The organism is bacterium (assembly GCA_041648665.1).
In the GTDB taxonomy this organism is placed as follows: domain Bacteria; phylum UBA10199; class UBA10199; order 2-02-FULL-44-16; family JAAZCA01; genus JAFGMW01.
The window spans coordinates 162552-180706 of sequence record JBAZOP010000001.1 but is presented as its reverse complement, the minus strand read 5'-3'; the positions used below and the strand labels follow the sequence as shown (position 1 = coordinate 180706).

Annotated in this window: 8 protein-coding genes; 4 read left to right on the top strand and 4 right to left on the bottom strand. The window is 60.8% G+C overall.

The window, feature by feature from the left end; translation table 11 throughout:
* Both WC683_00850 and WC683_00845 read right to left on the bottom strand, forming a co-directional pair.
* Positions 1-458, bottom strand: a 458-nt coding sequence (locus tag WC683_00850; protein MFA4971128.1) for a hypothetical protein, incomplete at its 3' end; no start/stop codon positions are given.
* A gap of 31 nt (positions 459-489) precedes the next feature.
* Complete coding sequence (locus WC683_00845; protein ID MFA4971127.1) at positions 490-2571, bottom strand: hypothetical protein; 2082 nt, start codon at positions 2569-2571, stop codon at positions 490-492.
* Positions 2572-2786: 215 nt separating this feature from the next.
* On the opposite strand from WC683_00845, the gene WC683_00840 reads away from it, so the two are divergent.
* Positions 2787-4124, top strand: a complete 1338-nt coding sequence (locus tag WC683_00840) for a beta-propeller fold lactonase family protein (protein MFA4971126.1) — start codon at positions 2787-2789, stop codon at positions 4122-4124.
* Positions 4125-4132: 8 nt separating this feature from the next.
* Positions 4133-5452 (top strand): 30S ribosomal protein S12 methylthiotransferase RimO, encoded by a 1320-nt coding sequence (gene rimO, locus WC683_00835; GenBank protein MFA4971125.1) that lies wholly within the window; start codon positions 4133-4135, stop codon positions 5450-5452.
* Positions 5453-5467: 15 nt separating this feature from the next.
* On the opposite strand, the gene WC683_00830 is transcribed toward rimO, so the two are convergent.
* Positions 5468-5959, bottom strand: coding sequence for a YajQ family cyclic di-GMP-binding protein (locus tag WC683_00830; GenBank protein ID MFA4971124.1), 492 nt, complete (start codon positions 5957-5959; stop codon positions 5468-5470).
* A gap of 12 nt (positions 5960-5971) precedes the next feature.
* Positions 5972-13915 carry a hypothetical protein gene (locus tag WC683_00825; protein ID MFA4971123.1) on the bottom strand — a complete coding sequence of 2648 codons (7944 nt, stop codon included), beginning with the start codon at positions 13913-13915 and terminating at the stop codon, positions 5972-5974.
* Between the two features lie 25 nt (positions 13916-13940).
* Here WC683_00825 and WC683_00820 point away from each other — a divergent pair, with 25 nt between their 5' ends.
* Both WC683_00820 and WC683_00815 read left to right on the top strand, forming a co-directional pair.
* A complete protein-coding gene (locus WC683_00820) occupies positions 13941-16595 on the top strand; it encodes a TIGR03960 family B12-binding radical SAM protein (GenBank protein ID MFA4971122.1) in 2655 nt (884 codons plus the stop codon).
* Positions 16585-18099 carry an Rne/Rng family ribonuclease gene (locus WC683_00815; GenBank protein ID MFA4971121.1) on the top strand — a complete coding sequence of 505 codons (1515 nt, stop codon included), beginning with the start codon at positions 16585-16587 and terminating at the stop codon, positions 18097-18099. Before WC683_00820 ends, WC683_00815 begins: the two co-directional genes overlap by 11 nt.
* The last annotated feature ends 56 nt before the right edge of the window (positions 18100-18155 follow it).

Below are 18155 nucleotides of genomic sequence, written 5' to 3'. Positions count from 1 at the left end.
GTCTCTGTGTCGGTGTCTATACCGCCGTCGACCCCTGCGTCGATCCCGCCGTCCGGGCCGGCGTCCATGTCCGTGTCCGTGTCCGTGTCCGTGTCTGTGTCTGTGTCTGTGTCTGTGTCTGTGTCGATGTCCGTGTCGGTATCTGTGTCAGTATCCGTATCCGTATCCGTGTCGGTATCAGTATCTGTGTCAGTGTCCGTGTCAGGACCGCTGTCCGGGCCGGCATCCGGGATATCGGTATCGGTGTCTGTATCTGTATCGACATCCGTATCCGTGTCGGTATCGGTATCTGTGTCGATGTCGGTGTCCGTATCAGTGTCAGTATCTGTATCCGTGCCTCCGAGAACAGGGAGATCGGGCAGATCCTTTTGGTCGGAGCAGCCGCCCAAGGTCAACGGAAGCAGCGGTAAGAGCAACCAAGTGAGCGGATCTTTGAAGTCGATTTTGAAGTCAGACATTTTATTTTCCTCCCTCTATTGAGGTTATCTATCAGTATTCGGTTGCGCCTATGTCCGGCAGCCCGTCGCGCGCATTTCCGTCAACATCCACAGTCACGCTTGTGGGCAGCGGTCCCAGATCCTTGGCAAAGGCCTGATATGTTGCTGTGAGCTCGCCGGCCGCCAAATCAAAGTAGGGTATAAGCAGACCAGCGATCTGGTTGTCCCTGCGGTCCACTTCCAGCGACACGCCCTCGTTGATGACATCTAGGTCCTCTGTCCCGTCTGTATCATAATAATAGGTCATCCAAAGCGATGTGCCGAAGCAGTCGTTATTGACGAGATTGGCCACGACGTTTCTTGCGCAGTAACTTGTTTGACAGGCCTCCGGAAGGCGGAAGAGGGCGTTATTCGAGTTGTTGCCGCAGACGAATGCGATGTTGCCCAGCGTGCTGAATTGGACGTCCCCGCAGTTGGAGTTAATTGCGTGCAACTCACCGTCACTACCTATGGTTATGAATGTGTTGTGGAGCGCCGAAATCGTGGATTCCGTGTCGAGGTTGGAGAGCGTAATGCCGGTCTTGTCGGCCTTGTCGATGCCCGATGATGATATAGGCATGACGAAGATGTTGTTGATTATGGATATGTTCAGCGGTCTCATCTGGGCTTCGATCTCGACGCCCAATATGTTCATCTCTGTGTTTCCCTTGGGCACGAGCCTGAAGCGGTTGCGGTCTATGTCGAAATCGCCGTACGGCACGTTGCAATTGACCCTGATGCCTGTGGCGCCGCCTGTAACATCCTCCATGGAAAAGGAGTTGTCGGAGACGGTGTAGTGGACGTCCGCGGGAACCGCGGGATCAGTGCAGCGCAGAGACGCGCCGGTCGCAATCGATCCGCCTTTGATATCGATATTGTTGTCCTCGATCGTCGCGTTGGTCACGTCGTTGAGCGCAATACCTGTGAATACCGCGGTTGCAGGAAGGTCTGCGCTGTCGGCGATCATCACCCCCCTGAAGATGACCTGGTCGCACGTGATTGCTTGGAACGCCTTGAGAGAGGATTCGCTTCCCGGGTAGAGCGTCACGTCGATGCTGCCCGCGTCCGCATCCATCTCCACGTCTTGGCTAGAGTCCGCCGAGACGGCGATGTAGTCGTTGCAGAGCCCGCTGTTCCTGAATGCGCTGGAGGCTATCGAGACCCCGTCGCTCCCCTTGATCTCGAGATCGCTGCAGAGGGTTCCGGGCACCAGGCTGCCGGGCGTGACGAAGGAGGTGTTTCTGACTGCGATCTGCTGGCTGTCCTTAACGAGCATGCCGAAGGATTGGCCTTCGGTCGAGCCGCCGACGATGGAGAAACACTCGATGGAGGTGTCGTGGATGCCCTCGGCCAGGATCGCCTGTTCGCTGCCTGCCGGCGCCTTGATCGTCGTGCCTGCGTTGGATGCGGCGTAGGTGATGTTGCCGTTTTCGTCCCAGGATGCGGCGCATCCCCTGATATTCAGTCCGGATTTGAGGAGCGCCGACTCCTCGTATGCGCCCTCCATCACGAATATGTCGGAGAGGGCGTTGGCGCCGGCGATCTCTATGCCGCGGCTGATCGTCGCGACAGGCCTGCGGTAAGTGCCGCTGTTCGTGTCAATGCCCAGGCTCTTGGAGACGAAGACCGCTGTCAGCGGCACGTCGTCATCGCCCGCGGGCGGGACCTCCCCGTCCTCCGTGACGGTGATGCTCGCGGTCGCAGGCTCGCTCGCGTTGCCTGCGGCGTCCGTGACCACGAGCTGGATGGTGATGGTCGTCGGCGTGCCCGGCGCGACGAATGATGTGATGATTTGATCGAGAGCCGACATCTCGATCGGCTCCCCGCCGGCTTGACTCCATGTATATGATGCGATCGCGTCGCCGTCCGGGTCGTTGGAGAGGCTTCCGTCGAGGGTCACGGTCTCATCGAACGCCGCATTCTGGGGTGTCGCGACTATGATTGCGATCGGGAGGAGATTAGATATGTCTGGGTTGAGGTCATTTGCGGCCTCGTCCGGCAGTTCGCCTCCGCCGCAGGCGACCAGCGCGATCGCTGCTATAGATGATATGATTAAAAATTTAATTGAACGGACCAGATTATTTTTTGCGGCCATGTGAGGGCCTCCTTGATGTTTAAAGTGGCGGGACCCTAACATATTATACGTCGCTTTGTATAGTGCTTAACTCAACCTGTTGAAAATGCTCTGTAATGTATAAGTTGTATCAATTATATAAATAAAATGGCGTGTCGAATGTTGCCCTGATTTCAAAGGTTTCGGTGTTGGATTCAGCGCCTCCTGGTGTTATTAGACTGTATCGGAGGTTATGGATGAAGATAAGGCTGCCCTTTCTTTCATGCCTGCTCATGCTGCTCGTGACAGCGGCCGCATGCGGCGTGGTCCATGAGAACATAGTCATCAATTCCATCACTCCCTCCCAGGGCTCCACGCGGGGGGGTGAGGAGGTCACGATAACCGGCCGAGGATTCGACAGCGGATCGACCGTTCTTTTTGGCGACAGGCAGGGCGAAATCGTCTCCGCGACCGCCACGGAGATCGTGGCGGAGTCGCCCTCTTCCGGAGGAACGACGGAGCAGGTGGACGTGACGGTCACGAACACAGCGGGTGAGACCGTCACCCGCATCGGCGGATTCAACTATGTGAGCATGCTCGCCGCGGTGAACTGGACATCCAACGACGTGGGCCTCTTTTCAGCGGACAGCGAGGAACACGCGTTGACCGCCTTCACCGGCTCGCCGTTCTCTCCGCAGGGCACGGCGCCGCGGGGAGCGGCTCTCGACGTCTCCGCCGGCCTTCTCTTCGTGACCAACGGCAACAGCGCCACGATGATGGTCTTTTCCGTATCGTGGGCCGACGGCACGCTCACTCCGGTTGAGGGCGCGCCTTTTGCTGTGAGCGCGGTCGGCCCGGTTGCAGCGGCCCTGGATACCTCGCTCAAGCTCGCGTTCACGGCCAACAATACGTCGGGCACCATATCGATATTTTCTTACGACGCGGCGACCGGCGTGCCGACGCTGCTGGGGACGCAGGCGTCGTCGGGCACGGGGGTCCTGGATATCGCCTGTGATCCGGGGACGAGGCTCGTGTTCGTGAGCAACAGCGGAAGCAGCGACGTATCGATATTCTCCTACGATGCACTGGGGACCATGACGGAGGCCGCCGGATCTCCGAAGGTGGTCGACGGCACCAACCCCGCAGGCATCGCGCTCGATCATGGCCGCAGGCTTCTGTACGTCGCGAACTCCGGCTCCACCGATATGGCGGCATTCACCTACGATGCAACGGGTGTGCTCACCAAGGTTGCCGGCTCGCCGTTTGCGTCCAACGGCACGGCGCCCTATGACATCGTCCTGGACACGTCGCGGGGATTTCTCTTCGTAGCCAACTCGGGCAGCAACACAGTGCACTCGTTCACCTATTCTTCCGCAGGAGTGCTGACCCAGGTCGCGGGGGGCGAGAGCGGCTCGAACGGTACGGCGCCCATGGCAATGGACGTGGACGTCGAGCACAACACTCTCTTCATCGCGAACAGGGGGAGCAACGACATCCAGGTCAAGACCTATGACGATGCCGGCGTTCTCACGAACGCGGGCAACGCGACGACGAGCGGCGGTACCGGACCGTTCAATCTGGTCTTCATTCCGTGACGCGCGATATGAAATCAATCCATCTGGTGTCGCTGGGCTGCCCCAAGAACCTCGTGGACTCCGAGGTGATGCTGGGCATGCTCGTGCGCGATGGGTTTGCGCTCACAGAGGACCCATCCAAAGCCCAGGTCATAATCGTCAACACCTGCGCATTCATCGAGGACGCGAAGAAGGAGGCGATCGACGCCATCCTCGAGATGGCGAAGCACAAGGCGTCGGGCAGCGCGGAGCTGCTCGTCGTCGCCGGTTGTCTGCCGCAGCGATACGAGAAGGAGATGGAGAAGCTCTTCCCCGAGGTGGATATCTTCGTGGGTGCGGGCGAGTTCCAGCGCATTGCAGGGCTGATAAGGGATAGGGTGGAGGGCGCAAGAGCGGTCCATGTGGGTAGGCCCACGTATATCTACGACCACGAAACCCCGCGCGAACAGGCGACCCCTACGCACACCGCGTACATAAAGATCGCGGAGGGCTGTTTTCATCCGTGCTCGTTCTGCATCATCCCGAACATCCGCGGAGGATTCCGCTCGCGCGACCCGGACTCCGTCGTCGAGGAGGCGAGGGGGATGCTCTTGCGCGGCGTGCGAGAGCTCAACCTGATAGCGCAGGACACGACCGCGTACGGCAAAGGGAAGGATTTCGATATTGCGATGCTCGTGGAAAAGCTCTGCGATCTGCCTGGGGAGAAATGGATACGCCTCATGTACGCGTACCCGCACGATTTTCCCATGCGCCTCATCGACGTCATGAGGGAACATCGCGACGTCTGCCGCTACCTGGACATACCTATACAGCACATAAGCGACAGGGTGCTCAAATCCATGAGGCGAAAGGGCGGGTCGGCGGAGATCGAGGGGCTGATCGAAATCCTCAGGAAAAAGATCCCGGACATGTGGCTGCGCACGAGCCTCATAGTGGGATTCCCCGGCGAGACGGATAAAGATTTTGAGAAGCTTCTCGAATTCGTGCGCGAGGCTCGGTTCGAGCATCTCGGCGTCTTTGTGTATTCGCCGGAAGAAGGCACGGCTGCCGCGAAACTCAAGGGCAGGGTGTCGAAAAAGGTCGCGGAAGGGCGGCGAGAGGAGATAATGAAGTTGCAACAGGTGATAGCGCGCGAGAAGAACGACTCGCTCGTCGGCAAGAGGCTTCGCGTGCTGGTCGAGGGGATATCTGAGGAGAGCGAGCATCTGATCCAGGCGCGCCACGAGGGCCAGGCGCCCGACATCGACGGAGTCGTCTATATTAATGAAGGGAATCCCAAGATCGGCGAGTTCGCGGAGGTGGAGATCACGGATTCACACGTATACGATCTGGTTGGCAGGGTGATCTAGTCCTCCGATCAAATGTTATGATTTCATGTTCACGTACTGGAGCGGGATTTCGAGTTTCTGGGACTTAAGCGTCTGGATGACTTCCTGGAGCTCGTCGATCTTCTTGCCGGTCACGCGGACCTGGTCGTCCTGGATCGACGCTTGGACCTTGAGCTTCAAGTCCTTGATGGTCTTTACGATGCCCCGCGCGATATCCTGAGAGACCCCTTCCTTGATCTTCACGTCCATCTTCACGAGTCCCTGCGACGTCGGCTCCTCTTTCTGGAAGTCGAGGCATCTGGGATCCACGTGTCTCTTGACGCAGTTGCCCCGGAGCATATCCTCCATGGCCCTCATCTTCATGCTGTCGGCGGTGACGAGGTGGATCTCCTTCGTCTTCTTGTCGAGGTTGATCGTGGTCTTCGAGTTGCGGAAATCGTAGCGCGTCGCCACCTCGCGCAGCGAGTTGTTTACCGCGTTCTCGAGCTCCGCTATCTCCACCTTGCTGACGATATCGAATGACGGCATAGCTCCCTTTTCTCAGTGAAGCCCGTGAAATGTCAAGGCAGAGATCATCATGGGCTGTGCCATCGGGTTTGTGATCGTCCTGCCGGGCAGGACGATCGGATTTGGGACCCCGATCGTCAGCCCCTGCATCCTCACGGGAGAATTCCCGATCGACATCGCGCTGGAAGTCGATGCTGCGCCGCTTACGCCTGAGTTGGGCGGAGCGCCCGTAGGTGAACCGCCGCCGACGATCGGGGGCGCGCCGTTTCCGTTGCCGCCCTTGCGGCCCCTCCACTTTGATGGAGGTATGCCGAGCGCCTCCATTTCCTGCATGAAACAACTCATCTCATCTTCGGAGTAGGAGTCCCAGCCCGGGCTTTGCTCCCACGGCGACTCCTCTCCGGTGAGCCATGCGGCGAGGCTGATCTTCCCCACGCTCTTGCCCGCGATGGAGGATCGTATCTCCGGAGCCGAATCCGCGTAGATCGCGCGGAATCTCTCGCGGAATTTCTCTACGGCGGCGTCCTTCTTGAACTCTTGCGAGGATTCGTAATCACGGACGACCCCCGCCAGAGCATGGGCTGCCTTCGGATTTATCGCGTCGTGCGCTGATAGGAAAAGAGTCGCGGCGCCGGCGAACTCGGGGAAGAGCTGCACGAGCCTGCGGAGCGATACTATCATCTCCGCAACGTGCGGTTTGTGCCCCACGGGATCCTTGTCCATGTGCTTTGTCAGGGCCCACGTCTGTCCGGAGCCGACCTTGCCGGTCTCCATGTGCGTGGAGGCGAGCTCCGCGTCCGGGGTGGCGAACGGCGCGGCGACTTCGGGCGCGTGCATGCCGGTCGCGATCTGCAGCAGTTTTTTCGAACGGAGTATTCGCGGCCTCAGCTCGTCATAGGCGCTGCGTATCCCATTGCCCGCCTTCTTCGCCTTCTCTGTCGAGCCTTCGGCCACTGCGCTCATGTAGCGGTCTGTGAGCTCCAAGACGTTTTTGTATCCCGGACCTGAGTGGAGCTTGTTCCAAACGCTTATCATGAACGCCTTCGCAAGCGTGTGGCGTACCGCGATGTTGCTCTTGAGATGTTTCTCCACGGCGCGGATGGTCGTTTCGACGTCGTATCCGACATCCATGGCGTCTTCCATGAGCGTCTCTGCATCTTTGTCGCCCGCGTCCCTGGCTGCGAGAGGGGCGTTTATCCACTCTATCAGCAGGGGTTCCTTCACCCTGTCGACCTCCGGCATCGCGAAGAGGCCGTCCCTGATGGAAAGGTACGCCCCGACCGCGTCCCTCTGCAGCTCCGCGAGAGTCATTGGCGCCGGCCTCCCGGGTTTGACTCGGGCGAGCGGCATCACGAGGTCGACCAGAAAACGGTAAAGCTCCGGCATCTTCTTCATCGCTATGTTGAAGAGCCAGCCGAGGTCCATGAGCTCATTTTTGCTGTAGATGGCCAGCATGATCTGGTGGAGCTTGAGGCTCCAGGGTTCGTCTCCTATCGAGCCGTCGTCCAGGTCCAGCTGGTCGATGGATAACACGTTCCTCGCCCTGAGATCTATGGCCTGCCACCCACCCAGCTCCGGGTTGAAGTGGTCCACCGTGAGGCGCCCGGCCGCCAGATCTTCGGCCGCTTTCTCTCTGTGCGCGAGCCGCGCGCGGACTTTGGCGACGTCTACGTTGAATATGTCGTCCTTCCTTCCTCCCCTGATCGAGAGCTCGCCGAGCTCCGGATGGTTCAATACGTTTTTGTACGCCGTGACGATCCCCGCGTGGATGGCCTCTGTGTACGAGGAGTCCCTCACGCCGTTGTGCGCCCTGGCAAAGAACTTCTCCGCCCGCCTCTCCTCCAGCGCGTCATATATCGTCTGCCTTCTGGAGACGGCCCAGGTGCGGACGGCGTTGAGCGCTGATTCGGCGTCTGCGCATCTCTTGCGAGAGAGCGCGGCCAAAAGATCCGAGAGGAGGGCGCGGGCGCTGGGCTTCGTGAACAGGGAGATGAGCAGCGACTCGTTGGTCTGAGCCGAGACCGCCTTCTTCAGATTGTCCGTCATCACGGCGAACGGATGATCGTCCGCGAGATCGCTCGTCTTGAAGAGCCTGGCGCCTATGGCGCCGCGCTCCAGCTTGATCTCGTTGCCGAATGCGTCGGGAACCGCGAGGGAGGTGCGGCGCGCTCCGTGCAGCCACCCTCCGACGTTGCCCGCGTCCCTCTTATGGAGGAGGTATGAAGCATTGCCCCATGAGAGAACCATGCCGCTGTGGGCCAGCTCCCTGATCAGCGTTCCCTGCTTCCTGAACGGGTCCGACTTGAGCGCCTCGTTGTTCTTGAATGTGTAGGAGGGGGCGTCCTCCGGCTGTTTCTCGGGCTCCATCGGCTCGGGCATGACCGCATGCATTGCCGCGGTCAGCCGCGATTCAGCTTCGATGAGCTTCGCTTCGAGGCTTGCGCCCGTCTTCTCCATGCGCGCGGCGAGCGGCCGTATGGACTCCAGCGAACGCAGCGCCTGCTCCGCCGACTCGGAGAGCGAGTTTGTGGCCGCCTCAATCGCGGGATCGTCGACTCCGTCATACGAGAGGGCAGCCTCTTCAAGCGCGTCGAGAGCTTCGATTATCCGCGGCGGATTGGCCTTGGCGCCGCCGAGCACGTCCACGATCGCCTTCTCGATCTCGCTGGCCGCAGCGGTCATCTTTTCTAATGATGTCCTGAAGCCCGGAAACTCACGGGCTGCTTCGAAGAAGACGGAGGCGCTTCCGTCCTGCAGACGGGATGCGGTCGTCTTCGCCGCGTCCTCCGCTTTGGCGGCCTGCTCGGCGAGTCCTTCGGCCGCTGTAAGCAATGAATCGATCTTGATGTTGATTCCTTGAACTTGCGAAAGCGCTTCGGCCAGATTCCGTTCGGATTCGATCTTCGCTTTTCTTGCCTCGGCCAGCTTACTCGCCCTTTCCATGCCGTCCATGATCGTTATAGCCCCTTCGAACGTCTCGGCCAGCAGAGAGGTCGATCTGCCGAGCAGATCGCGGCCGGTCTCGAGGAGCGACAACGCGGCTGCAGAGTGCTCTTCCTCCGCGCCGTAACCTCCGATTACCGCGCTTGCCGACCTGATCGCCGTCTCCAGGGGAAGGAATGCGTCGTCTATCGGTCTCAGTCTCGACACTTCCTTTTCTATCCGGTCCGCCATTGCATTGAGTTCTTCGTAGCTCTGATCCTCGAGGGGCGGCGTGGAGCGCCAACGCGACATCACCTCCGCAGTGCGCCAGGCAAGGCCGGCCGCGGCGCCGGTCGCATGGGCGAGCGACTCCTCGGCAACGGCCAGCTCCTTCTCGTGCCTGGCCTTTCGTTCCGCCTCTATCCTCTCTTCGGCCGAGGCCCTGTGGCGTTGCGAGACCTTGGCCAGCGTCTCTTTGCGGGCGGCGGTTCCCCTGACTTCATCCAGGAGAGAGAGCCTGTCCTCGTTCACCAAGGCGGATTCCGTGTCGGGCATGCCCAGACTTGCCGTCGCCTTCTCCAGCAGCGATCTGCCTGATTGCGGGACCTCCGCCGTGGTCTTGGCTATCTTCTCGATCTCCATTTCCACCAGGCGCAGATCTTCCCCGATGTGTGCTGCGGTCTCGTCCATCCATGATGAGAAGGCCGATCTTATGAAAGCGGCCATCCGGTTTTTCGCGGTGTTGTCCGAGGCCAGCGCCCGCGCGGCGAGCTCGGATGAGATCTCCGCAGGGTTCGCGCCTGCGGAGGTGGATATTCTCGAATCCGCGAATCTGAGCGCGAACGCCTCGAATGTGGCCACGTCGATCCGCGCGTCCTCGAAGGAGTAGTTCCTCCTGAGCCAGGCCATCAGCCCGATCCGAGGGTTCCTCACCAGGGAGCGCCACGCCATCATAGTGGATTGCTGGTGTATCAGGAAGTCCGACAGGAGGGAGACTTCATCCTCGGTCGGCGCAGCTCCGTGCGCCGATGCGGAGAGCGCTTCGATCATCCTCGGTTCGTCGATCGCCCGGCCCTTCATGAAATCGTCGTACAGGCGGAAGTATGCGTGCCTCACGGCCGTTAGATTGACCTCGGTTTTTGTCGTGCGCCGGCTCGCGAGGGAGGCGAGTCTCTGCGAGGCGAGCCCCGAACTTTCGATCTTCGCGTCGCTGATTGCGGCGAGCGGAGAAGGCTCGGCTGTGTGCGAATTGTACTCCTCGATGATCGCCTTAGCTGCGATGAATACCCTCTGAGGCGACAGCTTCAACTCCCCTCTCTCCGCGCACCGGATGCTAGCCAGCTGCATCAGGCGTTCCTCCAGGATCGGCACCTTGGTCCTGACCTTGAGACCCCGGCTCACAACCTGCGGGAACGGCGCCATGTACTCATGCACTACGCCCCTGGCTGCGGCCATCTCCGGCCTGTCTTCGCCGTTTACCCCGTCTGTCCTGTCGATCTCGCTGGCTACGCCGATGGAAGGCAGGAACAGACCGATGTGGATCATGAGATAGCCGGCGGTCTCCTCGGAGCTCATGCCCGGCATCGTCCAGCCGGAATCGGCGAGCCGGCTCCGCACCTCGGCCTCGAGCGCTTCGCCCGAATACTCGTGGAGGTTTCTCGCTTTTGCGAGGTATCCGGACATTGCTTCTGCGGCCATCTCCGAAGCCTTGGCGCACAGCCCCCTCTCGAGCGCCTGTTGACTCCATTGGTCCTTCCAGGAGGCGGAGGGGGAGGCCCCAGCGATGATCGGCCTGCGGATGCTCTGCTCGCCTCCGGCCCTCCTCAAGATCCTGAGCCCGGCCTCCGCCCCGTCGAATTTGTATCCCAGCGGCTGCCTTTCGAGGAGGAGGTAGTCGGCTATCGCCCTCGGCAGGGAAGCGATGTCGCCGGGCCATACATCCTGCGTCGCCCTCTCGATTGCGAGGCGATTTCCGATCTCCTCTTTGGAGATGTCTCCCCATGATGCGGCCGTATGCGCGAGGATGCGCATGACGATCAATTCCTCGATGCGTTGTTTGTCCCAGCCGTATGTCTTTTTGGCGGCGAGCAGATCGTCGAAGAAGAGCACCGGCAGAGAGCTCCTTTCGTAGCTTGCCCTGTGGCCCTCCAGCCTGCTGGCTGCGACGAAGCGGGTCGGCCCGTGTCCGGTGAAGATGGTGCCCTGGATTTTCGCGTTGTAGACGACGCTGCGAGACCATCTCTTCAACTCGCCGAAAAATCTTCGGATCTCGGTCCTGTCTTCTCCGGACCTGTAGGCCGACGAGGAGTTGTCCCTAAGTATCCAGCGATAGTAGCTCTCCCTCTTCGTGTAGAAGTTGAGCTCCCTCTTCAGGTCCTCGACCATGACCTCGATCCCGTCGCTCCTCAATATGGTGGTGTTGCGCGGAAGGAGGGAGAGGTTCTGTATGAACTCTTCCACGACGTCGAGCGCCGCCCTGTAGTGCTCCTTCTTCACCTCGGTGAAGAGCTTTTCGTCGTCCGGGAAGTAGGGCTCGTCCGTCGTCCTGTAGGTGGAGAGGTCCTCCTCTATGCGCGCGGTGAACCTGCTCTGCGTAGGTTCCGGCGCGTAACTCAGCCTGCCGCCGGTCTGGTCCATCAGCTGGCCTGCGCTGTCGAGCACCCGCACGAAGCGGAGGAACTCGCCGAAGTCGGTGAGCATCCTCATCTGCTCCGGATCCCCGCCGGCCATGGGTTCGATGTACTTGCGCATGTTCCAGCGCTCGGCCTGCTCAACCTGCCCGCCCCTGTGCCTCTGGAGCGTGGATTTGAGCACGTTGGTCTCCAGCTTTTCGGTGCTGATCCTGCGCGCCCAGCTCTCCAGACTCCAGTTGTGGAACGCGGTCCTAGCCATGAAAGACGGGACCTTTATGGTTATCTCGCCGTTCTGCGCGGACCCTCTCATCCTCCTTGCGGCAGGGTAGATGGCTGCGAGATAGTCCCATACGTCCACCGCCATTCCGTATTTCGCGGCTTCGTCCTTGAAAAAGGCGAGCGCGGGGATCACCGCCCTGAGCGCCACCCTGGTCCTGGGCTCGACTGTTATCTCCTCGATAGCGCCCCTCTGTTCGCAGTCGGCCGCATATTTCTCCCAATCCGACTTGTGTGAGTATGCGGGTTTGTTGTTGGCCGCGAATGCGGCCAGCTCCTCGAACGTGACCAGGGCTGAGATCTTATCCTTCCAATTGTCTGTCTCCTCGCGGTTTGGCGGATAGGAGCGCAGGAGGTCCTTGAGCCTCGATTCGTCCGAGGATGCGTTGATGAGAAATGTCCACATCGCATCGCTCATCTCGCCGGAGTGCGCTCTCCTGGATCCCCACGCCATGAACCTCTCGATCGGGTAGCCGGTGGCGTTGGCGAACCTGGTCGCCAGCTCCTTTGTGATCGGGAAGGGCATTCGGTGGATGAGCTCGCGCATCGAATCGTTGTCCCGATATTCGACGAATGGCGCTGCGCTGCTCACCTGCGCGGGCTTCGCTGCGGCCGCGAATGTCGCGGGGACCAGCTCCCCGATCTCCGGCACAGGTCTCGGGCTTACGTCTTTGGCGAAGAAGCTTCTCAGCATCTCGATCGCGCCCATCCCGAACGCTGAGGCGAGCCCCGGGTTCTGGTAGATGGACCTCGTGATCTGAGTCTCCAGCCCCTCCTCGGTCAGCGTCTCCCTGAGCTCCCTGCCCGGGTGCGCCGCGGCTGCGTACATCGCGTATTGCACGAAGAGGCCGTAGAAAGCGTCGGCTGCGGTCCTGCGCTCTTCGTCGGAGGCAGGGGCGCCCTCGGCTGTCCCGTCTATGATTGAGTCGCGGAAGCGCTGCGCCGACTCGCGGATCGCCTTGCCCATCGACCCCTTGAACCATTCGTAGTCCGTCTGCCGGGCGCCGCTTGAATCGCCCGTCTCCCTGGGCGAGCTCCAGGCGAGCTCGTAGACGAGGCGTTTGAGCGCCGTCTCAGTCTCCTTCGCCTCCTCTGTGTTTTTGGCGGAGGAGCGCAACTCTGCAATCGCCGCTCTCAGCGCGCGGCTCGAAAAGCCGAAGCGCACGAACGACTCTCCGCGCTGTTCCGCGAGCCAGAATGAGACGTAGGTCGCGAGCGCCTGTTCGACCTGTGCGCGTCCGGCCCTGATGAGCCCCTGGTTGTCGCTGAACCATTGTTCTATCTCTGCGGATCGCTCGGAGATGATCGAACCGGCGCGATCATCTTTGCCGTCGAGCACCGACTTCAGGTAAATCTGGAATATCTCTTCGTGCGCCTCTTCGATGCGCCGCGCAGCCGAGAGCGCGCCGTCGAGTTTTGTCCTTCCCTTCAGCCCTTTTGCCACGGACTCCTCGTCCGCGCCCAGGCTGCCCAGTTCCTTTGTTGCAGAGAAGGCTGCGACGCCGAGATCGTACGCCCTCTTTGATGGGATCTCCGACGCCAGCTCCTGCGCCTCCTTGGCCAGCTCTATCGCCCTGAGCAGGCGTCTTGCGGTCATCTGCGGGCTTGCCTGCCGTTCCCTGGTTTCGGTCTTCTTGGGTTTTTTCTTGCCCATGACGCCGAGCTCTTCGGCCTCGTCATTCACCATGTCCCTGAATTGATCGAAGAGGAAAAAAAGTTCCCCCGAGAAAGGAGAATGATCGTGGTAATCGCGGAAGCCGCGCTTCAGTGCCTCTTCGATGAGTTTGTCGCCGGGGGTCCATCCCTCCATGTGTTTCTGCGCTTCCTGGCGGAGGATCTTGAGGGCCGTCGTCATGATCTGCCTCGACTCGCTTTCCCTCATGTTGAGCGGATCGTCGGCGCCTAATTGGCGGGCAAGATAGAACACCGCCTCCAGACCGTAATCGCTCTTCGTTCCTGCCGCGAATATGCTTTCGTTTCCGCGCAGACGGCCGGAGCCTATGATCCTCGGCTTGTGCGGCGCGGGGGCATAGCTGTCTTGCGGCGGGCGGCTGTCGCGGCCTGTCTTGACCGGAGTTCCAATGTCGCCCTGAGAATGGGGCGGATTTGAACTGATACCGACATCTCTCTCGTTGATCTTTACCATTCGGCAGTCCTTTGAGCAGTTCCCTGTGAGGGGCATTTGCCCCGGGGCCATTGTTATCGGAGGCAGCGGGCTGCAGTTGCTAACTTTTTTTGAGCGTGGTCATCAAGCCGAATCGGCCTCTGGCGTGCGTTTTCCCCTGAATGCAGGTTGCCATTTCAGAGTCCTTTCTGCTAGAAGCCCGCTCGTGCGCTCGGAAATACGCAATCTGCTTGTATCTGTGGCCAAGCCCTTCCGGTACGTCGGAGGCGAGGTGGGCTCGTGCGCAAAGGGATGGGAGGATGCTGAAGTCAGAATTTGCCTAGTATTTCCGGATACTTACGAAATAGGCATGAGCCACCTGGGGCTTGCCATCCTCTATCATGCGATGAACGTGCAGGAGGGGTTGCTGGCCGAGCGCGCCTTTTCCCCCTGGCTCGACATGGAAAGGGGGCTCAAGGAGCTGGACGCCCCGCTCTTTTCGCTCGAAAGCCGAAGGCCCATCCACGAGTTCGACATAGTGGGGGTGAGCCTTGGGTACGAGCTCACTTATTCGAATGTCCTCGCTATTCTCGACTTGGCGCGAATACCGCTCAGATCGGAACAGAGATCAGAGGGAGATCCAATCGTGATCGCGGGCGGGCCCTGCGCCTTCAATCCCATGCCGGTGGCCCCTTTCTTCGACGCGATCGTTATCGGGGACGGCGAGGAGCGATCGGTCGAGATGGGATTCATCGTCCGCGATGCGAAGCGGAAGGGTGTTGCGAGAAAGGATCTCTTGCAGAGGCTTTCGGAGCTGCCCGGGGTCTATGTCCCTTCGATCCATCGCGAGGGCGCGCGCGTCGGCATGGCGAGGATCAACGACATCGAGACGAGCCCGTTTCCCGCGCATCCGATCGCGGCATTCGCCGCCACGCAGGAGAGGGCGGCCGTGGAGGTCGCGCGCGGCTGCACGCGCGGCTGCAGGTTCTGCCAGGCAGGCTACGTCTACAGGCCGCTGAGGCAGCGCTCCGCCGCTCTTGCCGCCTCCGTCGCGTGCGACTCGATATCCTCCACAGGCAAGGAGGAGTTCTCCTTCCTCGCGCTCTCGGTCGGCGACTGGCTCGCGCTGGGTCCGGCTCTCGAATCTGTGCAGCGATCCTCCACTCTCAGGGTGAACGCGACGCTGCCGAGCCTGAGGGTCGAGTCACTCACCGCCCCCGTGATCGCGGCCATGGGCGAGGCGCGCTCCGGGAGCTTCACACTGGCGCCCGAGGCGGCGACCGAGCGGATGCGCGCGTTCATCAACAAGGGCAACACGGACGACGACCTGTTCGCCTCGGTGGAGAAGGTCTTCGCAGGCGGATTTTCCACTGTGAAGCTCTACTTCATGCTGGGGCTCCCGGGCGAGGGCGAGGCCGAGGTCGCGGGCATCGAGAAGATCGCCAGGCGCTGCCTCGCGATCGGCAGGAGGTTGCACAAGAGGCCCACGGTCACCGTCTCGACCTCCACGTTCGTGCCTAAGGCGCACACGCCGTTTCAGTGGGAGGGGCAGATATCGATAGAGGAGACGCTGCAACTCCAGAACAGACTGAAGAGGACGCTCCGCGGGCCCGGCCTCGAATACAGATGGCACAATGCGAACATGAGTTTTCTGGAGGGAGTGTTCTCCCGCGGGGGATCGGAGCTGGCAGGAGTGATCGAGCTCGCGTACAAAAAAGGCGCCCGCTTCGACGGGTGGGACGAGTGTTTTGACATCTCCATCTGGCGCGAGGCGTTCGCAGAATGCGGCATAGACCCGGAGACGTATCTCGCGGCGCGGCCGGACGGTTTCGTGTTTCCGTGGGACTGCCTGGGCGCGGGCCCTTCGCTCGATTTCCTGTGGAGGGAGCGGCAACGCGCGAAAGACCTTGCTCCCACTGAGGACTGCGCAGTTGGGAAATGTTCTGCATGCGGCATATGTGATCCGAAGATTGGCCTTGTAAATCGGCTTGCCCCGGCATGTCATTCTGACACGCCGGTCACCAGTCAACTGCCTGACCGGCAGGAAGGCCAATCACCAGCCACGGTTTTCCGCTACCGCATTCGTTTTTCCAAGACCGGCCGCGCGGCGTTTCTGGGGCACCTCGAGGCGCTCGATGCACTCCGGCGCGGCTTTCGCGCCTCCGGCCTCCCCCTGGCCTACTCGCAGGGCTTTCACCCCAGGGTTCGCATTGCGGCAGGGCCAGCGATCCCTGTCGGCGTGGAGAGCGCAGTCGAGTTCGCCGACGTGGAGCTCTTTGAAGAGATCGATCCGCTTGCGGTCGTGAATCTGATGCAGGGGAGATTGCCCCTCGGCATGGTCGTGCTCGATGCGGCCTTGATGCCGCGGGATCATCCGGCCATCGACGATTCCGTGGCGCGCATGCGCTACGAGATCGATTTTGCGGGGCTTCCGGCCGGCTGGGAGAGGGCCGTGGAGGCGATCGCGTCGCATAAACCCTTTCCCTTCTCCAGGGTGCGCAAGGATAAGTCGATCGAGGTCGATCTATCCGAATACGTGGACGAGCTTGCGATGTCCGACAGATCCGTGCTAGGCATCCACGTCTCCGACCGCAGGCCGGCGCTCAAAATATCCGAGATCCTCCAGGGCCTCTTTGCGATATCGGAGGATGATGCGCGGCGGATTGCGGTGAGAAAGACGGCTGTCGAGTGGAAACAACAGGAATCTAAAGATGCCCAATGAACTCATCATAAACGTGACCCTCGGCGAGACGCGAGTGGCGCGCCTCGAGAACGGCGTGGTCACCGAGCTCACCATCGAGCGCAAGCGCGAGGAGGGGATCGTCGGCAACATCTACAAGGGCAAGGTCGCGCGCGTGATGCCCGGCATGCAGGCCGCGTTCGTGGATATCGGCCTGGATCGCACCGCCTTCCTGCACGCCTCCGACGTGGTCAAGGACCTGGCCGGATACGACGAGGACGGCGCGCAGCTGCCCTCTTCGCTCGAGGACGTGGAGCTGCCCGCAAAGGCTGCGCGCGGCCGCCACAGGCAGATAGAGGACCTCATCAAGGACGGCCAGGAGATCCTGGTCCAGGTCGAGAAGGAGCCGCTCGGCACCAAGGGCGCGCGTGTCACCTCCCACGTCTCGCTTCCCGGACGCTTCCTGGTCTTCATGCCCACGATCAACCACATAGGAGTCTCGCGCCGGATCGGCGACCACGAGGAGCGCGTGCGCCTCCGGTCCATGATCCATAAGCTGCGCAAGGGCACCGGCGGCTTCATCGTGCGCACCGTCTCTTCAGGGGTGGCTGACCGCGAGTTCGCGGACGACATCGGATATCTCACCAACTCCTGGGAGGAGATCGAGGAGAAGGCCTCGAAGGTAAGGGCGCCGTCGCTCGTGCACGCGGAGCTGGACGTGATCTCCCGGGTTGTGCGCGACCTGTTCACGCCCGACATCGACCGAGTGGTCGTCGATTCGCCCGAGGCCTATAAGAGCATCTGCGATTTCGTGACCAGCTTCATGCCCAAAGGGAAGAACGCGGTCGAACTCTACGAGGGGCATGAGCCGATATTCGACGCCTTCGGCATCGAGATCGAGATCACGCGCGCGCTCGGCCACAAGGTCTGGCTCAAGAGCGGCGGATACATCATAATCGAGCAGACCGAGGCGCTCACCGCCATCGACGTCAACACCGGCCGCTTCGTGGGCCGCCGCAACGTGGACGACACCATACTCAAGACCAACCTCGAGGCCGTGCGCGAGATCGTGTATCAGCTGAGGCTCCGCGGCATCGGCGGGATCATCATCATCGACTTCATCGACATGGAGCGCATGGTGGACCGCCAGAAGGTCTACAACACGCTGAAGGAGGCGCTCAAGGGGGACCGCGCGCGCACCACGATCAGCAAGATATCCGACTTGGGCCTCGTGGAGATGACGCGCAAGCGCACGCGCGAGGATTTGCGCCGCCAACTCACCAACACCTGCCCTTACTGTGAGGGCAAGGGGTGCTTGAAGAGCCCGACCACCGTCTGCTACGACATCTTCCGCGAACTCGCGCGCGAGGCGCCGGAGATGAAATCAAAACAGATCATGGTCTGCTGCCATCCTTCCGTTGCCGACGTTCTCTACGACGAGGAGCGCGCGCAACTCGAGCAGTTGGAGGAGCGTTTCGGCCGCCGCATCCACATCAAGAGCGTGGCGGAGTATCATGCGGAGCAATTCGATGTGATGGAGAAGTAATTAATCGCTTCATTATCGCAGTATCATCGCATTCCCATCGCCGTATCATCGCCTCA

Bases quoted from the DNA above. Each gene is read 5' to 3' on its own strand.
- WC683_00830 (MFA4971124.1), bottom strand. From the start codon at position 5,959: ATGCCGTCATTCGATATCGTCAGCAAGGTGGAGATAGCGGAGCTCGAG.
- WC683_00815 (MFA4971121.1), top strand. From the start codon at position 16,585: ATGCCCAATGAACTCATCATAAACGTGACCCTCGGCGAGACGCGAGTG.
- WC683_00845 (MFA4971127.1), bottom strand. From the start codon at position 2,571: ATGGCCGCAAAAAATAATCTGGTCCGTTCAATTAAATTTTTAATCATA.
- WC683_00840 (MFA4971126.1), top strand. From the start codon at position 2,787: ATGAAGATAAGGCTGCCCTTTCTTTCATGCCTGCTCATGCTGCTCGTG.
- WC683_00825 (MFA4971123.1), bottom strand. From the start codon at position 13,915: ATGGTAAAGATCAACGAGAGAGATGTCGGTATCAGTTCAAATCCGCCC.
- rimO (MFA4971125.1), top strand. From the start codon at position 4,133: ATGAAATCAATCCATCTGGTGTCGCTGGGCTGCCCCAAGAACCTCGTG.